Below are 16,191 nucleotides of genomic sequence, written 5' to 3'. Positions count from 1 at the left end.
GGCTGCGGACGCGCAGCGCGAGCCGGTAGCGGTCGGTGGCGACGACGCGGACCTCGTCGCCGTCGGCCTCGATCAGCACGAAGTCCAGCGGCGCGCCCGCGGCGGGGGCGACCTGCCGGATCGCGCTCGCCAGGTCGAGACTGGCGACCCGCACCGGGCCCGGCAGCAGACGCCCGACCGCCGTCGACGCGGCGCGGAAGTCCTCCCGCAGCCGCCGCCGGTGCGCCTCCAGCACCGCCGCGCCTCGGTCGACGGTCCGTCGAGCACCGTCGTGACCTGCGCCAGTGGCAGGCCCTCCGCCCGTAGTTCACGCAGCCGGACGGCCCGCTCGACCTGGTCCTCGCGGTAGTAGCGGTAGCCGGTGGCACCGTCCACGCGCGCGGGCGTGAGCACGCCGCAGTCGTCGTAGAAGCGCAGCGTGCTCGGGGTGAGCCCGGCCAGCCGCGCGAAGGCGCTGATGGTCAGCATGCCGCCGATTCTGCGGCTTCCAGCAGGTCGAAGGTCAACAGCGGTTCAGCATGTCGGTCAGCGCCGCCTGCTCCGCGGTGGTGACGCTCAGCTGGTAGTAGTGCTTGACCTCGATCCAGTCGGTGGCGTAGGTGCACCAGAACGACTCCAGCGGCGGCCGCCACTCGTCCGGCGCCTTGTCGCTCTTCGACTGGTTGACGTTGTCGGTGACCGCCCACAACTGCGGGCGCACCAGGTCGTTCGCGAAGGCCTCGCGCTGGGCCTGCGTCCACGCCGACGCGCCGCTGACCCAGCTCTGCGCGAGCGGCACCATGTGGTCGATGTCCACATCGGACGCCTTGGTCCAGGTCGCGCCGTCGTAGGGGCTGACCCAGGTGCCCGAGGTGGGCGAGCAGTCCTTGCCGACGACGACGTTCGTGCCGGAGCGCTTGAGCACCTCCTCGCGGGTGTTGCAGGCGCCCTCGACGGTGTCCCAGTGCGGGTACTTCTCCCGCGAATAGCCGTTCAGCGTGCCCCGCGGCTTGACCTGCAGCTCGGCGAGCTGCTGCCGCGCCACGCCCGGATCCGTCCCCGGATTCGCCTTCGACGGCGGCACCGGACCCGGCCGCCACACCACCACCAGAACCGCGATCGCCACGACGACGATCAGCGGAACCCACACCCGCGCCTTCACGTCGGTGAGGTTAAGTGATCAAGTACCGGCGGTACGCTGCGGTCTCCGGCGTGTCGACGAGGAGGTGCGCGTGGCCGAGCGGTTCGGTGGCTACCAGAACGAGATCTACCTGCACGGACTCGGCGGGACGAAGCCGCCGTTCACCACGGATCCGGTGCGGCTGGGGGAGTCGGCCCGCGAGGTGATGACCCCGGAGGCCTACGGCTACGTGGCGGGCGGCGCGGGCTCGGGCGCGACGATGGACGCCAACCGCGCGGCGTTCGACCGCTGGAAGCTCGTGCCGCGCATGCTCACCGACGCCACCGCGCGCACCACGTCGGCCACCGTGCTCGGGTCCGAGCTGCCGGCGCCGGTGCTGCTCGCGCCGGTCGGGGTGCAGTCGATCGTGCACCCGGACGCCGAGCCGGCGACGGCGCGGGCCGCGGCGGCGCTGGGCCTGCCGATGATCCTGTCCACCGCGGCGTCGCACACGATCGAGGAGGTGGCCGAAGCCTCCGGCGACGGCCCGCGCTGGTTCCAGCTGTACTGGCCGTCCGACTCGGACGTCACCGCGAGCATCCTGACCCGCGCGAAGAAGGCCGGCTACACCACGCTCGTCGTCACGCTGGACACGTGGACCCTGGCCTGGCGCCCGCGGGACCTCGACTCCGCCTACCTGCCCTTTCTCAAGGGCGAGGGCCTGGCCACGCCGCTGTCCGACCCGGCGTTCCGCGCGCTGCTGGAGAAGGCGCCGGAGGACGACATGCCGTCGGCGATCCTGCGGTGGGTGTCGTTGTTCACCGGCACCGACCACAGCTGGAACCAGCTGCCGTTCCTGCGCGAGCACTGGGACGGCCCGATCGTGCTCAAGGGCATCCAGCACCCCGACGACGCGCGGCGCGCGGTGGACGCCGGGATGGACGGCATCGTGGTGTCCAACCACGGCGGACGGCAGGTCGACGGCGCGATCGGCTCCCTGGAGGCGCTGCCGCCGATCGTGAGCGCGGTCGGGGACCGCATCGAGGTGCTGTTCGACTCCGGCGTGCGGACCGGCGCGGACGTCCTGAAGGCGCTGGCGCTGGGCGCGAAGGCAGTTCTCGTCGGGCGGCCCTGGGTGTACGGGCTGGGCCACGCGGGCGAGGACGGCGTGCGGCACGTGCTGCGCAGCCTCCTCGCGGACCTCGACCTCACCCTGGGGCTGACCGGGCACCGCTCGATCGGGGAGCTGGGGCCGGAGTCGCTGCAGCGGTCCTGACGACACCGAGCGGCCGCGATACGCGGCTCCCGGGCACCGGCACCGCCGCGCTCCCGGTGACGGCGATCACTCCGGCCACCTCACGTGCGGTGCGGGCATATTCGCAGGCCAGTCGGATCGCGCGGAGCTATCCTGGAAGCCGTATGTCTACGCGATCTCCCCTCGAAGACCTCCGGGCCCGGCTGTCCGGCTTGATGCTGCGCGACGAGCACCGGTTGCGCCGCCGGCTCGACGGCGCCCGCCGGGCGCGCGACAAGGACCGCGTCGCGCGGGAGATCGCCGCCGACATCGAAGCCGCCGAAGCCCGCGTGCAGCGCCGCCGCGCGCCGGAGATCCGCTATCCGGACGAGCTGCCGGTCTCCCAGCGCAAGGACGACATCGCCGCCGCGATCCGCGACCACCAAGTGGTGATCGTCGCGGGCGAGACCGGGTCGGGCAAGACCACGCAGCTGCCGAAGATCTGCCTCGAACTCGGCTTGGGCGTGCGCGGCCAGATCGGGCACACCCAGCCCCGCCGCCTGGCCGCGCGCACGGTCGCCGAGCGCATCGCCGAGGAGCTGAAGACCGAGCTGGGCAGCACCGTCGGCTACAAGGTGCGCTTCACCGACTCCTCCGGCGACGACACCATGGTCAAGCTGATGACCGACGGCATCCTGCTCGCCGAGATCCAGAGCGACCGGATGCTGCGCCGCTACGACACGCTCATCATCGACGAGGCCCACGAACGCAGCCTCAACATCGACTTCATCCTCGGCTACCTCAAGCAGCTCCTGCCGAAGCGCCCCGACCTCAAGGTGATCATCACCTCGGCGACCATCGACCCGGAGCGGTTCTCCAAGCATTTCGGCGACGCGCCGATCGTGGAGGTCTCCGGCCGCACCTACCCGGTCGAGGTCCGCTACCGCCCGATCGTCGACCCGGACGACCCGGCGTCCGAGGACCGCGACCAGGTCACCGCCATCGCCGACGCGGTCGAGGAGCTGTGCGCCGAGGGCCCCGGCGACATCCTCGTGTTCCTCTCCGGCGAGCGGGAGATCCGCGACACCGCGGACGCGCTGAACAAGATGGATCTGCGCAACACCGAGGTGCTGCCGCTGTATGCGCGCCTGTCCGCGGCGGACCAGCACCGCGTGTTCAGCCGCCACACCAGCCGCCGGATCGTGCTCGCCACCAACGTCGCCGAGACATCGCTGACCGTGCCTGGCATCAAGTACGTCATCGACCCGGGCACCGCGCGCATCTCCCGCTACAGCCACCGCACCAAGGTGCAGCGGCTGCCGATCGAGCCGGTCTCGCAGGCCTCCGCGAACCAGCGCAAGGGCCGCTGCGGCCGCACCTCCGACGGTATCTGCATCCGGCTCTACAGCGAAGAGGATTTCCTGTCCCGGCCGGAGTTCACCGACCCGGAGATCCTGCGTACCAACCTCGCGTCGGTCATCCTGCAGATGACCTCGCTCGGCCTCGGCGACCTGGCCGCGTTCCCGTTCGTCGACCCGCCGGACCGCCGCCAGATCACCGCCGGTGTCCAGCTGCTGCAGGAACTCGGCGCGCTGGAGGAGTCCACGAAGGAGCGCCGGCTCACCGAGGTCGGCCGTCAGCTCGCGCAGCTGCCCGTCGACCCGCGGCTGGGCCGGATGGTGCTGGAGGGCGCGCGCACCGGTTGTGTCCGCGAGGTCATGATCATCACCGCCGCGCTGTCCATCCAGGACCCGCGCGAGCGGCCCGCGGACAAGCAGGACGCCGCGGCCCAGCAGCACGCCCGGTTCGCCGACAAGTCCTCGGACTTCGTGGCCTACCTGAACCTGTGGGAGTACCTGCGGGAGCTGCAGAAGACGCTGTCCAACAGCCAGTTCCGCAAGCGCTGCAAGGCGGAGTACCTGAACTACCTGCGCGTGCGGGAGTGGCAGGACATCTACAGCCAGCTGCGGCAGCTCGCCAAACCGTTGGGCGTCACGCTGAACTCCGAGCCCGCCGACCCGCAGCGCGTGCACACCGCGCTGATCGCCGGGCTGCTGTCGCACATCGGCCTCAAGGACCCGGAGAAGGGCGACTACCTCGGCGCGCGCGGCACCCGGTTCGCGATCTTCCCCGGCTCGGCGCTGTTCAAGAAGCAGCCGCGCTGGGTGATGTCGGCGGAGCTGGTCGAGACGTCGAAGCTGTGGGGCCGGGTCAACGCGCGCATCGAGCCGGAGTGGATCGAGCCGCTGGCGCAGCACGTCGTCAAGCGCACCTACTCGGAGCCGCACTGGGAACGCAAGCGCGGCGCGGTGGTGGCCTCTGAGCGGGTGACGCTGTACGGGGTGCCGCTGGTCGTCGGCCGGAAGGTGGACTACGGGCGCATCGACCCGGAAACCTCGCGTGAGCTGTTCATCCGCCACGCGCTCGTGGAGGGCGACTGGGACACCCGCCACAAGTTCTTCAAGGAGAACCGGGCGCTGCTTGACGAGGTCGAGGACCTGGAGAACCGGGCCCGGCGCCGCGACCTGCTGGTGGACGACGAAACCCTGTTCGAGTTCTACGACCGGCGGGTTCCGGCGGAGGTCGTGTCCGCGCGGCACTTTGACAGCTGGTGGAAGAAGGTCCGCGGCGCCCAGCCGGACCTGCTGAACTTCGAAAAGGCCATGCTGCTCAACGAGGCCGCGGAGCAGGTGTCCGAATCGGACTACCCGGACACCTGGACGCAGGGCTCGCTGCGGTTCCCGCTGACCTACCAGTTCGAGCCGGGCGCGGACGCCGACGGCGTCACCGTGCACATCCCGGTCGCGGTGCTCAACCAGGTCACGCCCGACGGGTTCGACTGGCAGGTGCCCGGGTTGCGCGAGGAGCTGGTCACGGCGCTGATCAAGTCGCTGCCGAAGCAGCTGCGGCGCAACTTCGTGCCCGCCCCGGACACCGCTGCCGCGGTCCTCGCCCGGGTCGGTCCCGAGGACGGCCCGCTGCTCGACGTGCTGGCCCGCGAGCTGGAGGCCCTGCGCGGGGTCGCGGTGCCGCCGGACGCGTGGCAGCTCGACGCGGTGCCGCACCACCTGCGGATGACGTTCCGGGTGGTCAACGACAAGCGCCGCAAGCTCGCCGAGGGCAAGGACCTGGCCGTCCTCAAGGAGGAGCTGAGCGGCGAGGTGCGGGCGACGATCTCGGCGGCCGCGGACAGCATCGAGCGGTCCGGCCTGACCACGCCCGCGTTCGGCGAGCTGCCGCGGGTGTTCGCCGGGAAGCGGCGCGGGCACCAGGTGAAGGCGTACCCGGCGCTGGTCGACGAGGGCGACACGGTGGCCGTGCGCATGCTCGACACGCCGGTGCAGCAGCGGCAGCGGATGTGGCAGGGCACGCGGAAGTTGTTGCGGCTCAACATGCCCTCGCCGATGAAGTTCATCAACAGGGCGTTGACCAACCAGGCGAAGCTGACGCTGAGCCGCAACCCGCACGGCGGTGTCGCGGCACTGCTGGAGGACTGCGTCGACTGCGCGGTGGACAAGCTGATGGCCGACAACGGCGGCCCGGTGTGGGACGAGGCCGGGTTCGCGGTGCTGCTGGAGAAGGTGCGCGGCGCGCTGAACCCGACGGTGCTGGACGTGCTCACCGAGGTCGAGAAGATCCTGAAGGCCGCCAACGAGGCCGAGGTGGCGCTGGAGGGCGCGCGTGGGCCGGCGGAGTCGCTGGCGGACATGCGGCAGCAGTTGTCGCGGCTGGTGTACCCCGGTTTCGTCACCGCGACCGGGTTCGACCGGCTGCCGCACCTGGTCCGGTACCTGCGCGGGATCGGGCGGCGGGTGGAGAAGCTGCCGTCGACGGGCGCGAAGGACGTCGAGCTGCTGCGTGATGTCGAGTGGGTGACGGGCGAGTACGAAGCGGCGGTCGCCGCGCTCCCGCCGGGTGTTACGCCGGGGCCGGAGCTGCTCGAGGTGCGGTGGATGATCGAGGAGCTGCGGGTGAGTTTCTTCGCGCAGACCCTCGGCACGGCGCACCCGGTGTCGTTGAAGCGGGTGATCCGGGCGCTGGACAAGGCGGCCGCTTAGCGGCCTGGCTATTTGGCGTCGGCGTAGGTGTCCACGGTGACCGGTTGCATGGGGAAGTGCACAGGGCAGGCGGCGCCGAACGTGAGCGCGGCGGCCTCGGGCACGGACTCGCCGATGGCGGCTTCGACGGCGGGCGCCAGCTCCGCGGGCGAGTGCACGATGACCTCGTCGTGCTGGAAGAACACCAGGTGGGCGGGCTCGGGCAGCTTGCGGCGCAGGGTGGCGAGCAGCACCGCGGTGAAGTCGGCCGCGCTGGCCTGCACGACGAAGTTGCGGGTGAAGCGGCCCCAGTTGCGGGCCGCCTGGCGGGCGCGGGTCTCGTCCTCGTTCGCGCCGCCGGTGAGGGCGCGCCACGCTTCGCTCGGCGCGGGGGAGACGCGCCCGAGCCGGGAACGGACGCGCTCGCCGCGTTCCCCGGCGTGCGCGGCACGCTCCACATAGGACACGGCGTCCGGGAAGCGTTGCCGCAGCAGGGCGAGCAGCGACGCGGCTTCACCGGCCGTGCCGCCGTACATCGCGGACAGCATGGCGATCTTCGCGCGGGGCCGTCCGGCTTCGGGGGTCATCGTGCCCGCGAACATGGCTTCGGACAGGCGGGCGTACAGGTCGGTGGAGGCGGAGGCTTCGGCCAGGCGGCGGTCGCCGGACAGGGCGGCCAGCACGCGGGGTTCGAGCTGGGCGGCGTCGGCCACGACGAGTTTCCAGCCGGGGTCGGCTTGCACGCACACGCGCAGGGTCTTGGGGATCTGGAGGGCGCCGCCGCCGCTGCTGGCCCACCGGCCGGACACCACGCCGCCGACGACCCACTCGGGCCGGAACCGCCCGTCGGCGACCCATTCGTCCAGCCACACCCAGCCGTTCGCGGAATGCAGCCGGGAGAGTTCGCGGTACTCGACGAGCAGGGGGACGGCCGGGTGGTCGATGTCGCGCAGGACGTGCGCCCTGGCGGACGGGATGGAGATGCCCTCGCGGCCGAACGCGCGCACGATGGTCTGCGGGCTGTCCGGGTTCACCGGTTTGCCGCCGAAGGCTTCGCTGATGCGCGCCGCGAGCTCGACGAGCTTCTTGGGCCGTTGGCCGGCAGGCACGCGCGGCCCGAGCAGCTCGGTCAGGAGGGCGTCGTGCACGTCGGCCCGCCACGGCAACCCGTCCGCCCGCATCTCCTCGGCGACGAGCGCGCTGGCCGATTCGGCGGCGACGAGCAACCGGAAGCGCTCCGGGTGCTCGACGTGCCTCATGCGGCGCTCCTGGTTCTCGAGCACGGCGGCGGCCGCCTCGGCGACGCTGGTGCCGGGCGGGAGGCCGGAGCCGCGGGTCTCGAAGAGAGCGGGCTGGGAGTCGGCGTGGCTGGGCGCGTCCGGTGGTGGTTCCTGACCGTTGAGCCGGGCCCACGCGGCCGGCAGCGCCTTGGGCTGACCGGCTTTCCCCTCCGCGGCGAGCAGGAGACCTTCGGTGAGCGCGAGGTCGTGGCAGCGCCGCAGGCGGAGGTTCGCGCGCAGCAGGAGGGGGTAGAGCTGTGGGACGGAGGGGAAGACCCAGCGCGGGGCTTCGGTGCGCTCCAGTGTTTCGAGGTGTGCCGCCAGGTGGTGCTCGGGCAGGCGCAGTTGCTGGTGCGGGGTGGATACGAGGAAGTCGCCGTCCTCCTCCCGCGTGACGATGACCTGCACCTGTCCATTGTGCGCTGGGGGTACGACAGTTACGGCGCGCGTCGCCGTGCCGGGCGGCGGTTCAGAGATCAAGAGATGTCCTCGCCGGGCGGACAGGCTCCGGGATGACCACCCAGCATGGTTGGGTTCAGGGCATGCGCTGCGCGCTCCGCCGCGCTCGCCGCGCTCCCTGGGCGCGCCGCGGCGCGCGCTTCACCTCCCGGGGCCCGCGCTTCACCTCCCGAGACGGCTGGCACTGATGCGCGCCGCGCGCTGACTGTGCGCGCTGCCCCATCCCAACGCCGCCGCACCCCAGCGCCGCCGCCCCCACCGCTACCGCGCCCTGGTCGCGGCTCTCGCGCTGCCGCGCCTCGGGCGATCTTCGGCCCCTCGCGATCTGCTCCGCGGCCTGCGCACCCCGCGCCCGCTCCGCTTCGCTCCACCACCCCCACCCCAGCACCACCCCACCCCAATCCCGCCCGATTTATCCGTTTCGCCCCACCCCCGCCGAACCGCTGGCGCGCCTCCTCGCCTTTCGGCTACTGTCCAGTAACCACACATACTCCCAGTACGGTCGGCCCAATGGAGGTGCTGTCCATGCGTATTCCGCCCCGCTTGTCCGTGCTCCCCGGCAAGGTGGCGGAGACCGCCCGCGGCCTGGAGGTCATGTGGCGCGCCGGGCTCGTCCCGTTTCCCCGGCTGGACGAGGGCCTGCGCAGCGTGATCGCGACCCGCAAGGTGGGTCCGTTCGCCGCCGCGGCGCAGACGTCCGCCCGGCGCGATCCGAACGCCATCGGGCTGGTCGACGAGCTGGGGCCGCTCACCTTCCGCGAGCTCGACCTGCGCTCCAACGCCCTCGCCCGGGCCTGGGAAGAACGCGGCGTCCGCCCGGGCTCCGTCATCGCGGCGCTGTGCCGGGACCACCGCGGACTGGTCACGGTCATGATCGCGGCGGGCAAGGTCGGCGCGCGCCTGCTGTTGATGAACACCGGCTTCGCGAAACCGCAGCTCACCGACGTCGCCGCACGGGAGAAGGTGCAGGCGCTCGTCTACGACCAGGAGTTCACCGACCTCCTCTCCGGCATCCCGGACACCGTCGACCGCTACCTGGCCTGGGTGGACGAGCCCGACCCGGCGGACCGCATCCCCGTCCTCGACGAGCTGATCGCCAGCACCGACGACCGCCCCCTGCCGGCGCCGCCCCAGCGCGGCGGGTTCGTCCTGCTCACCAGCGGCACCACCGGCACCCCGAAGGGCGCGCCGCGCGAACGGACCTCCGTGCTGGCCACCGTCCAGTTCCTCGACCGCATCCCGCTGCGCGCCGGCGAGGCCACGTTCCTCGGCGCGCCCATCTTCCACGGCACCGGCATCTCGCAGTTCATCCTGTCGTTCGCGCTCGGCTGCAAGGTCGTGCTGCGCCGCCGGTTCGACCCCGAAGCCACCCTGAAGGGCGTCGCCGACCACGGGTGCACCGCGCTGGTCCTCGTCCCGACCATGCTGCAGCGCATCGTCGACCTCGGGCCGGAGGTCCTGGGCAAGTACGACACGTCGTCGCTGCGGATCATCTTCGTCGCGGGCTCCGCGTTGTCCCCCGACCTCGGCAACCGCGCCACCGAGGCGTTCGGCGACGTGATCTACAACCTGTACGGCTCCACCGAGGTCGCGGTCGCCACCGTCGCCACCCCCGAGGACTGGCGCAAGGCCCCCGGCACCGTCGGCCGCCCGCCGGTGACCTGCAAGGTCCAGCTGTACGACGAGCAGGGCAACCGCATCACCGAGCCGCACGTCACCGGACGCGTCTTCGTCGGCAGCGGCCTGTCGTTCGAGGGCTACACCGACGGCCGCCACAAGGAGATCATCGACGGCCTGCTCTCCACCGGCGACGTCGGCCACTTCGACGAGAACGGCCTGCTGTTCATCGACGGCCGTGACGACGAGATGATCGTCTCCGGCGGCGAGAACGTGTTCCCGGTCGAGGTGGAGAACCTGCTCGTCGAGCACCCGGACGTGCTCGAAGCCGCCGTGATCGGCGTGGCGGACGCCGACTTCGGCCAGCGCCTCAAGGCGATCGTGGTGACGAAGAAGGACTCCAAGCTCGACGCCGACGCCGTCCGCGACTACGTCAAGGGCAACCTCGCCCGCTACAAGGTGCCGCGCGACGTCGAGTTCGTGCCGGAGCTGCCACGCAACGCCACCGGGAAGGTCCTCCGCAACAAACTGAGCTGACGCGCCGTGGAGGAGATCCGCCTCCGCCGCGCCCTGATCGGGATGTGCGGGACCCAGGTGGTCAGCTGGGGCGCGCTGTACTACGCACTCCCGGTCGCCACCGCGCAGATCGCGGGCACCACCGGGTGGACACCGGGCACGATCACGCTCGCCTGCTCGGCCGGCCTGCTGGTCGCGGCGGTCGCGGGAATCCCGGTCGGCCGCCTGCTCGACCGGTACGGCCCACGGCCGGTGATGACCGCGGGGTCGGCGCTCGCGGCCGAGCTGTACCCGCCGGTGTTCGCGGCCATCACCTGCTGGTACGGCGAGCGCCGGGCGCGTCCGCTGACCGTCGTGACGCTCGTCGGCGGCCTGGCGAGCACCGTGTTCGCCCCGCTCACCGCGCTGCTGGTAGACCACGTCGGCCGGCGCGCGAGCTACCTCGTCTACGCCGCGGTTTTCCTGCTCGTCAACCTGCCCGTGCACTGGCTGCTGCTCACGCCGGCCTGGCCGGACCACCGCACGTGACCGGCCGCCACGCCGGTGCGGCAGGTGACCCGCTCCGCCCGGTTCCGGTCGCTGCAGACGGCGATGACCCTGGCCGCTCTCGGGTTGTACGCCTCCGCGGTCGTGGTCGTGCCGCTGTTCGTCGAACGGGGTCTGAGCCACACGATCGCGTCGGTCGCGCTGGGACTCGTCGGCGCCGGGCAGGTCCTCGGGCGGCTCGTCTTCGCCGCCGTCCCGCGCACCAGCGCGCCCGCGTCCCGCACGGTCGGCGTCCTCGCCGCGAGCTGCGCCGCGCTGGTCCTGCTGGCTCTGCTGCCCGGGCCCGCGGGTGCGTTGCTTGCGGTCGCGGTGGTGCTCGGGAGGGCCCGCGGGGCCTACACGCTTGTCCAGGCCACCGCCGTCGCCGACCGGTGGACGACGGCCCGCTTCGGGGCGCTCAACGGGATTTTCAACGCCCCGATCACCGCGGCGACGGCCATCGCGCCGGGGGGATCGTGCTCGCCGAGCGCGTCGGCGGGTACAGCACGGCCCTGATCCTGCTCGCCGTGCTCGCGGCGGTCGCCGCCGTCCTCGCGGTCTTCACCTGAACGAGTGGCGTCGGGCTACCGAGACGGGCCGTTCGGCGACGGTGACCGGCCGGTGGGCGCTCAAACCCGACGATCTCGTGACGGTGGCAACTCGTTTCTGCACGATGAGTGAGGTCGCGCCCTGCCGCGACATGGAGCGCGGCCCCCTGCTGCCACAGGGAGCCGCGCGGCGTCGACCGTCCCTCTCGGAGAGGAAGGCATCAACATGCCCACCGTACAACCGCGCCGCGAAGATCCGCGGCAGGTGCAGTCGCCGGAACGGCGGAAGGTCGTGCTCGATGAGTCGTTCCTGGCGGCGGTCGAACCCCAGGACCGCCCGCCACCCGCTCGTCCCGGGGGCAGGCGGTTCCTCCGGCGGACCGCGCGGGGCGGGGCACGGGTGTGGCGAGTCGCGCTGGTGGTCCTGACCGCGGCGTCGTCGCTGGCGATGATCGTGTTCGCGCTGCTGAAGGCGATCCCGCTGACGGTGCTGTCGATGCTGGCGCTGGTCGTGGTCAAGATCGCCGACCACTGGCACAGCAGGCGCCTCGGCAGCGTCTGATCAGCCGAGCAGGCGGGCCTTCTGCGCCTGGAACTCCGCCTCGGTGAGCACCCCCTGGTCCCGCAGCTGTCCTAGCTCGCGCAACTGGGACAGCACGTCGGCCTGGCTGGGCGCGGGTGGTGCCGTCTCCGCGGCGCGCTCCGCGTCCTGCCGAGCCCACCGGCCTTCCTGCCTGCGGGTGACGCGGTTCGCGACACCCTTGGCAGTGCCGGCGACGATGGCGGTGCGGGCGATCCCCCGCAGCAGACCGGGCATGGTGGACCTCCTGTCGTCCTCGGTGGTGGATCAGGCTTCGGCGGCGTCGAGGGCGGCGAGTAGCGCCTGCACCGGGATGCGCCCGCCTGCGACCAGTTGCGCGCCGTTGCGCCGCAGCTCCCGCGCGAGCGGCGCGGCCCACAGGTTCTCGTACAGCAGGACCACCCCCACGGTGCCCGGTTCGAGGACCCCGCCGGCGGCCGCGACGTCCTCGTCGTCCAGCAGGCCGGACCGCGCACCGGCGAACACCGACAGCTCCACCGACGGCTCGCCGTCGAGGTCGTCGAGCTCGAGCCGAGTGATGCTCCCGTCCGTCCCCGTGCTGACGATCTCCAGGTCGATCACCCGGATGATCCCGCGGTCGACCAGGTCGAGGAGCAGGTCGAGCCCGCGCCCGGTCATCCGGTCCGCGGGCATCTCGATCACCAGGTAGTCGACGGGACCCATCTCGTCGAGTCCGGTCGCGGTGGTGGTGGCTTCCGGCGCGCTCATGGCAGACCTCCCGGCTCGTGGGGTCCCACCGTCGCGCGCCCACCCGTGCGGCTCCTCGTCCGCGTCGGGTGAGATCCAGCCGAGGCCGGCCCGGTCACTCCCAGGAGATACCGAACACCCCGGGCCCGTAGTCGAGCGCCACAGCGTGCACCCCGCCGGCCGTGTCCAGGTGCAGCTCCCGCCGCTCCTCGGTCTCCGCGGAGCCCCGGCGCGCGTACTGCCAACACTTGCGCAGGGCCTCGGCCTCGTCGAAGCGGATCTCCAGCAGGTACTCGCGGATGGGGCGGCGGAACTCGCGGTAGTAGGTGTTCTCGCAGTCCGGGTATGGCGGCCCGCTGTTGGTGAGCGTGTACTCGATCAGGCAGGTCTCGCCGCGGTGGATCGGGCGGTCGAACAGCAGTTCCGCGACGGTCAGGCCGTGCTCCGGGGCGATCTCGACCCGCCCGCTGCGGCAGTTGCGCAGCTGGTGCAGCGTCGGCGCGGGCGCGCCGCCGTGGTCGTACACCAGGATCCAGCGGTCCTGCCGGTCGGCGGTGGCCTGGAACACCGAGCGCGTGGTCAGCGACCGCTGGCGGCCACCGGCCGCGATCTCGCACCGGTCGTGCAGGTTGACCAGGTTCAGCCGGTGCTGCTGCTCCAGCGCGTGCGGCGCGCCTACCCGCTCCAGCAGGATCCGCAGCGCCTCCATCGGGAACTTGACCACACCGTCCGCCTGCCTGCGGGACGGCAGCCCGCGCGGGCGCGGCGGCGGGAGCAGGGACAGCAGCTCACCGCGCTGCAGGCCGAGGACGTCCTCGAGCACCCGCACCGCCGAGATCGAGCTCTGCCGCTCGGGCTGCCGCTTGCCGGACTGCCAGTAGCTCAGGGCCGTGACGCTGATCGGCACGCCGCTGGCCTGCAAGCGGGCCTGGATGCGATCGAGACTCAGCCCACTGCGGGCGATCGCGGACCGGAGTCTGCTGGCGAACGGGCTCGGCACCGCGCGCTCGGACGTGGACACCTGCTACCACCTGGAAATCGACTTCGCCACCGCTGATGGTAGCAGTGTGTGACCTCTACTCGTCCGAGAATGATGATCAGGACGTCATCCCATTGGGTGGTTAACGAATAGCCCCATCGGGTGAGTACTGGTAACTGTGAAGTCGCGGTCCTCTTCCCGGACTGCGAACCTTGTCCTGACCTGCGACTTTGTCCTGCGCAGGACCACAAGTGGGAGGGCAGGCCGTTAGGCTGTACGGATATCGGCCGCCCCGATCGGGCGAAGCCGAGATCACCCCATCGGCGGAGGACTACGCCATGCTCACCACTGATCAGCTCCGCGACCTTGTGGACTCCTGGATGATCCACATGGAGGCGGAGAACCTGGCCCGCAACACGCGGCACTCCTACCGGGTGAGTGTTGATCAGTACTTGGACCGCTCATGTTCCCGGAGATGAGCAACGAAAACGCGAGCCTGCTCACGAAACCTCTGCATACACATTCTTACATGAGTGATTTCGTGAACAACACCACGCATCAAACGTCCTCGTGATCGGTGACTTCACGAATTACACGGTGAATCGCCGAACGGGACTTACGGTTGAACTCGTGCCCCATCTGCTGCATACCGCCAACAACCGGCCCTATGCCGCGCGCGGGTTTATCGCCTACTCGCGGTTAGGTGCAGGAGTCTCGATACCGGAAGCGTTCCGGCTACTGAATCAACCCTGATGACGAATCGTGACACGGCGTCAAACCTAACCGAAACTCTTAGGCAAGGGCGGCCATGATGTGTTTCTTTCCACTAGCCGTACCTGCGCCGTGAGCACGATTCTGACGCCGGTCTATCCGGTGGCGGGTTCTGTGTCCCCATCCTTACCGCCGCGCGGCGTTGACCGGCGTCACCCGGGTCGCGGGGTTGAGCGCATTGGTTCCGGGGGTGCGCTCCCCCGTGCCCTCTTGTTGAAACGACCGGTGAGACCGGCTGTACAGGCACAGAAAGGCCGCCCCGACAAAACTGAGGACCAGGGCGGCGGTTGATGTTGTTGTGGGGACGCGCACCCTGCCCGGCAGCCGACCGGGTTGGTGTTGGCGTTGTCCTGGGCGGTGAGCCCGGCCGTGCCGTCCGCCGGGTAGCTTCCGGCCGCATAGAACCCCTGCGCTGCCCCTGCTGCCCTGGAATTTTCGATCTCGTCAGGGAGTGCTGAGTCTACGGGAGGTGGGGCCTTGGTTGCTTTCATACCGACCATACTGTGCGCGGCCTGCTACTCTGTGTCCCGCAGTTTGTGGGCGCACTGGGGGGGCAGTCGAAACCGTGACAGACTGGACCGGCGCGGGCCTGACCGGCGCGTTAGGCGATCAGGAACAACTCAAGGCGATGGGCGACCAAGCGCAACGTCTGCTGGCCGACGCCAAGTCCGGTGGCTGGGCAGTAGATGAGGAGACGGGAACACATCTGCGTAACGCGATCACCCAAGCCGAGGACCGGCTCTCCCGAATTTCCCTTAACATTGAGCGCCTTCGTCGCAAACCCAAATTTGGCAATGACGACTACGCCCAGAAGGCCGCGACGCATTTTCAGGCAGCGATGGACTCCGATCAGCAGTCGTTAATTCCCGTTTATGAGACTGTGTTGAGCAATCTGAAGACCATCAGAGAAGCGCTCGACATCGCTATGAGCAAGTACGACGCCTCTAATGAGGCGACAACGCGGTATCTCGGCACTTTTAAAGAGGACTGACCCGGTGAAAATCAGCACCAGAAGTGGCGTTGCGGCGAGCGCAATCACAATTCTCGGAGCGGTTGTGGTCGGATGCACGTCAGCCGTGCACGGTACGCCTTCACCCGCGACAAGCGGGGTACCAACGTCGGCGTCCAACGACCCATTCGCAGGACTGGTCGCTTGCCAGGTACTTGACCAACTCAACGCCGGGCAAGGTTTCAACCACGGCGACAACATCAGCCATCGCAACGAGTGCACGGCAACGAAGCCTGGTCTTGGTAGTAATGGGCTAGCACTCGACCCGGTGCAGGGGCTAGCCGAATTCCGCGAAACCGATCCGGATGCAACGGAAACAACCGTGAACGGCCGGAAGGCGTTGGAGGTGCAGAACGCCCTCGGATGCACGGTGGCGTTCGAGGTGAGTGAGCACGCCCGTGTCCTCGCTCAGATGGCAATGTCCCAGCCCGAGAACAATCCGCAAGCATGCCCGCTGGCGCGAGACCTGGCGGTTCGGGTGGAGGCGTTGCTGCCGAAGACACGGTGAGCCGATCTCCGGGCAATGGGAGCCCTGGTGCACCTCGTGTTGCTTTGGCGCGGTGGGCGCGCGAGGGCAAGATCACGCCACCGAGGCGACCCTCGGTGGTCCGGTCCCGCACGGTGGAACTTGGATGATCTCCGAGCGCAGATCAGGAAGTTGCGCGAATGATCTGACAGGGGTGATTACGGACGGCTCGCAGGAAGCGCCCGTGTCCCTCGTCGGGGTGAAACGCGCCGTGTCGGATCATGGTCCCGAAGTACGGGATATCTGAGGGTAAGCCGTTGCCCCCAGATATTTCACCTTCCCCTGTTAGTCCTGGTCAGGGGG

General features: G+C 70.3%; 16 protein-coding genes. 10 read left to right on the top strand and 6 right to left on the bottom strand.

Features of this window, described 5'->3' with window-relative positions; genetic code table 11:
• Positions 1 to 72: 72 nt before the first annotated feature.
• Together AMETH_RS40860 and AMETH_RS26835 are read right to left on the bottom strand one after the other, a co-directional pair.
• Positions 73 to 468, bottom strand: coding sequence for a MerR family transcriptional regulator (locus AMETH_RS40860; protein ID WP_051962086.1), 396 nt, complete (start codon positions 466 to 468; stop codon positions 73 to 75).
• A 34-nt stretch (positions 469 to 502) separates the two neighbouring features.
• The gene (locus AMETH_RS26835) at positions 503 to 1,141 is read right to left on the bottom strand and encodes an HNH endonuclease family protein (protein ID WP_017984289.1); all 639 of its coding nucleotides are present in this window, start codon (positions 1,139 to 1,141) and stop codon (positions 503 to 505) included.
• Positions 1,142 to 1,211: 70 nt separating this feature from the next.
• Between AMETH_RS26835 and AMETH_RS26830 the strand changes: the two genes are divergently transcribed.
• Positions 1,212 to 2,375: a lactate 2-monooxygenase gene (locus AMETH_RS26830; protein WP_017984288.1), complete on the top strand. Its 1,164-nt coding sequence runs from the start codon at positions 1,212 to 1,214 to the stop codon at positions 2,373 to 2,375.
• 143 nt (positions 2,376 to 2,518) lie between these two features.
• Complete coding sequence (gene hrpA / locus AMETH_RS26825) at positions 2,519 to 6,391, top strand: ATP-dependent RNA helicase HrpA (RefSeq protein ID WP_081617597.1); 3,873 nt, start codon at positions 2,519 to 2,521, stop codon at positions 6,389 to 6,391.
• An 8-nt stretch (positions 6,392 to 6,399) separates the two neighbouring features.
• Here the strand turns inward: hrpA and AMETH_RS26820 are convergent, their stop codons facing one another.
• Positions 6,400 to 8,058: a bifunctional 3'-5' exonuclease/DNA polymerase gene (locus AMETH_RS26820; RefSeq protein WP_017984286.1), complete on the bottom strand. Its 1,659-nt coding sequence runs from the start codon at positions 8,056 to 8,058 to the stop codon at positions 6,400 to 6,402.
• 576 nt (positions 8,059 to 8,634) lie between these two features.
• Here AMETH_RS26820 and AMETH_RS26810 point away from each other — a divergent pair.
• The 4 genes from AMETH_RS26810 to AMETH_RS26800 all read left to right on the top strand — a co-directional run bounded on the left by AMETH_RS26810 (position 8,635) and on the right by AMETH_RS26800 (position 11,877).
• Positions 8,635 to 10,263 (top strand): acyl-CoA synthetase, encoded by a 1,629-nt coding sequence (locus tag AMETH_RS26810; protein ID WP_026153400.1) that lies wholly within the window; start codon positions 8,635 to 8,637, stop codon positions 10,261 to 10,263.
• 6 nt (positions 10,264 to 10,269) lie between these two features.
• Complete coding sequence (locus tag AMETH_RS42220) at positions 10,270 to 10,770, top strand: MFS transporter (RefSeq protein ID WP_017984283.1); 501 nt, start codon at positions 10,270 to 10,272, stop codon at positions 10,768 to 10,770.
• A 24-nt stretch (positions 10,771 to 10,794) separates the two neighbouring features.
• On the top strand, positions 10,795 to 11,283 hold the full coding sequence (locus AMETH_RS42215; protein ID WP_323806965.1) for an MFS transporter: 489 nt from the start codon (positions 10,795 to 10,797) through the stop codon (positions 11,281 to 11,283).
• A 258-nt stretch (positions 11,284 to 11,541) separates the two neighbouring features.
• Positions 11,542 to 11,877: a hypothetical protein gene (locus tag AMETH_RS26800; RefSeq protein ID WP_017984281.1), complete on the top strand. Its 336-nt coding sequence runs from the start codon at positions 11,542 to 11,544 to the stop codon at positions 11,875 to 11,877.
• Here the strand turns inward: AMETH_RS26800 and AMETH_RS26795 are convergent, their stop codons facing one another.
• From AMETH_RS26795 to AMETH_RS26785, 3 genes are all read right to left on the bottom strand, one after another.
• Positions 11,878 to 12,132 carry an SHOCT domain-containing protein gene (locus AMETH_RS26795; RefSeq protein ID WP_017984280.1) on the bottom strand — a complete coding sequence of 85 codons (255 nt, stop codon included), beginning with the start codon at positions 12,130 to 12,132 and terminating at the stop codon, positions 11,878 to 11,880. It abuts the gene before it with no gap.
• Positions 12,133 to 12,162: 30 nt separating this feature from the next.
• Positions 12,163 to 12,624, bottom strand: coding sequence for a DUF6325 family protein (locus tag AMETH_RS26790; RefSeq protein WP_017984279.1), 462 nt, complete (start codon positions 12,622 to 12,624; stop codon positions 12,163 to 12,165).
• Between the two features lie 94 nt (positions 12,625 to 12,718).
• A complete protein-coding gene (locus tag AMETH_RS26785) occupies positions 12,719 to 13,567 on the bottom strand; it encodes a hypothetical protein (RefSeq protein ID WP_223843259.1) in 849 nt (282 codons plus the stop codon).
• On the opposite strand from AMETH_RS26785, the gene AMETH_RS40855 reads away from it, so the two are divergent.
• The 4 genes from AMETH_RS40855 to AMETH_RS40850 all read left to right on the top strand — a co-directional run bounded on the left by AMETH_RS40855 (position 13,494) and on the right by AMETH_RS40850 (position 15,870).
• A complete protein-coding gene (locus AMETH_RS40855; protein WP_223843297.1) occupies positions 13,494 to 13,676 on the top strand; it encodes a hypothetical protein in 183 nt (60 codons plus the stop codon). The two genes, AMETH_RS26785 and AMETH_RS40855, sit on opposite strands and share 74 nt — an antisense overlap.
• Before the next feature lie 476 nt (positions 13,677 to 14,152).
• Positions 14,153 to 14,335, top strand: a complete 183-nt coding sequence (locus AMETH_RS42785; protein ID WP_156131730.1) for a phage major capsid protein — start codon at positions 14,153 to 14,155, stop codon at positions 14,333 to 14,335.
• A gap of 583 nt (positions 14,336 to 14,918) precedes the next feature.
• On the top strand, positions 14,919 to 15,344 hold the full coding sequence (locus tag AMETH_RS26775) for a hypothetical protein (protein ID WP_017984276.1): 426 nt from the start codon (positions 14,919 to 14,921) through the stop codon (positions 15,342 to 15,344).
• Positions 15,345 to 15,348: 4 nt separating this feature from the next.
• A complete protein-coding gene (locus AMETH_RS40850; protein WP_223842942.1) occupies positions 15,349 to 15,870 on the top strand; it encodes a DUF3558 domain-containing protein in 522 nt (173 codons plus the stop codon).
• Positions 15,871 to 16,191: the final 321 nt, after the last annotated feature.

It is taken from the genome of Amycolatopsis methanolica 239, from assembly GCF_000739085.1.
Lineage (GTDB): Bacteria > Actinomycetota > Actinomycetes > Mycobacteriales > Pseudonocardiaceae > Amycolatopsis_E > Amycolatopsis_E methanolica.
The sequence above is the reverse complement of the archived record's forward strand: the minus strand, read 5'-3'. Positions and strand labels throughout refer to the sequence as shown.

Excerpts from the sequence above, each read along its gene's own strand:
- AMETH_RS40860 (WP_051962086.1), bottom strand. The coding sequence starts at position 468 with ATGCTGACCATCAGCGCCTTCGCGCGGCTGGCCGGGCTCACCCCGAGC.
- hrpA (WP_081617597.1), top strand. The coding sequence starts at position 2,519 with ATGTCTACGCGATCTCCCCTCGAAGACCTCCGGGCCCGGCTGTCCGGC.
- AMETH_RS26810 (WP_026153400.1), top strand. The coding sequence starts at position 8,635 with ATGCGTATTCCGCCCCGCTTGTCCGTGCTCCCCGGCAAGGTGGCGGAG.
- AMETH_RS26800 (WP_017984281.1), top strand. The coding sequence starts at position 11,542 with ATGCCCACCGTACAACCGCGCCGCGAAGATCCGCGGCAGGTGCAGTCG.
- AMETH_RS26795 (WP_017984280.1), bottom strand. The coding sequence starts at position 12,132 with ATGCCCGGTCTGCTGCGGGGGATCGCCCGCACCGCCATCGTCGCCGGC.
- AMETH_RS26790 (WP_017984279.1), bottom strand. The coding sequence starts at position 12,624 with ATGAGCGCGCCGGAAGCCACCACCACCGCGACCGGACTCGACGAGATG.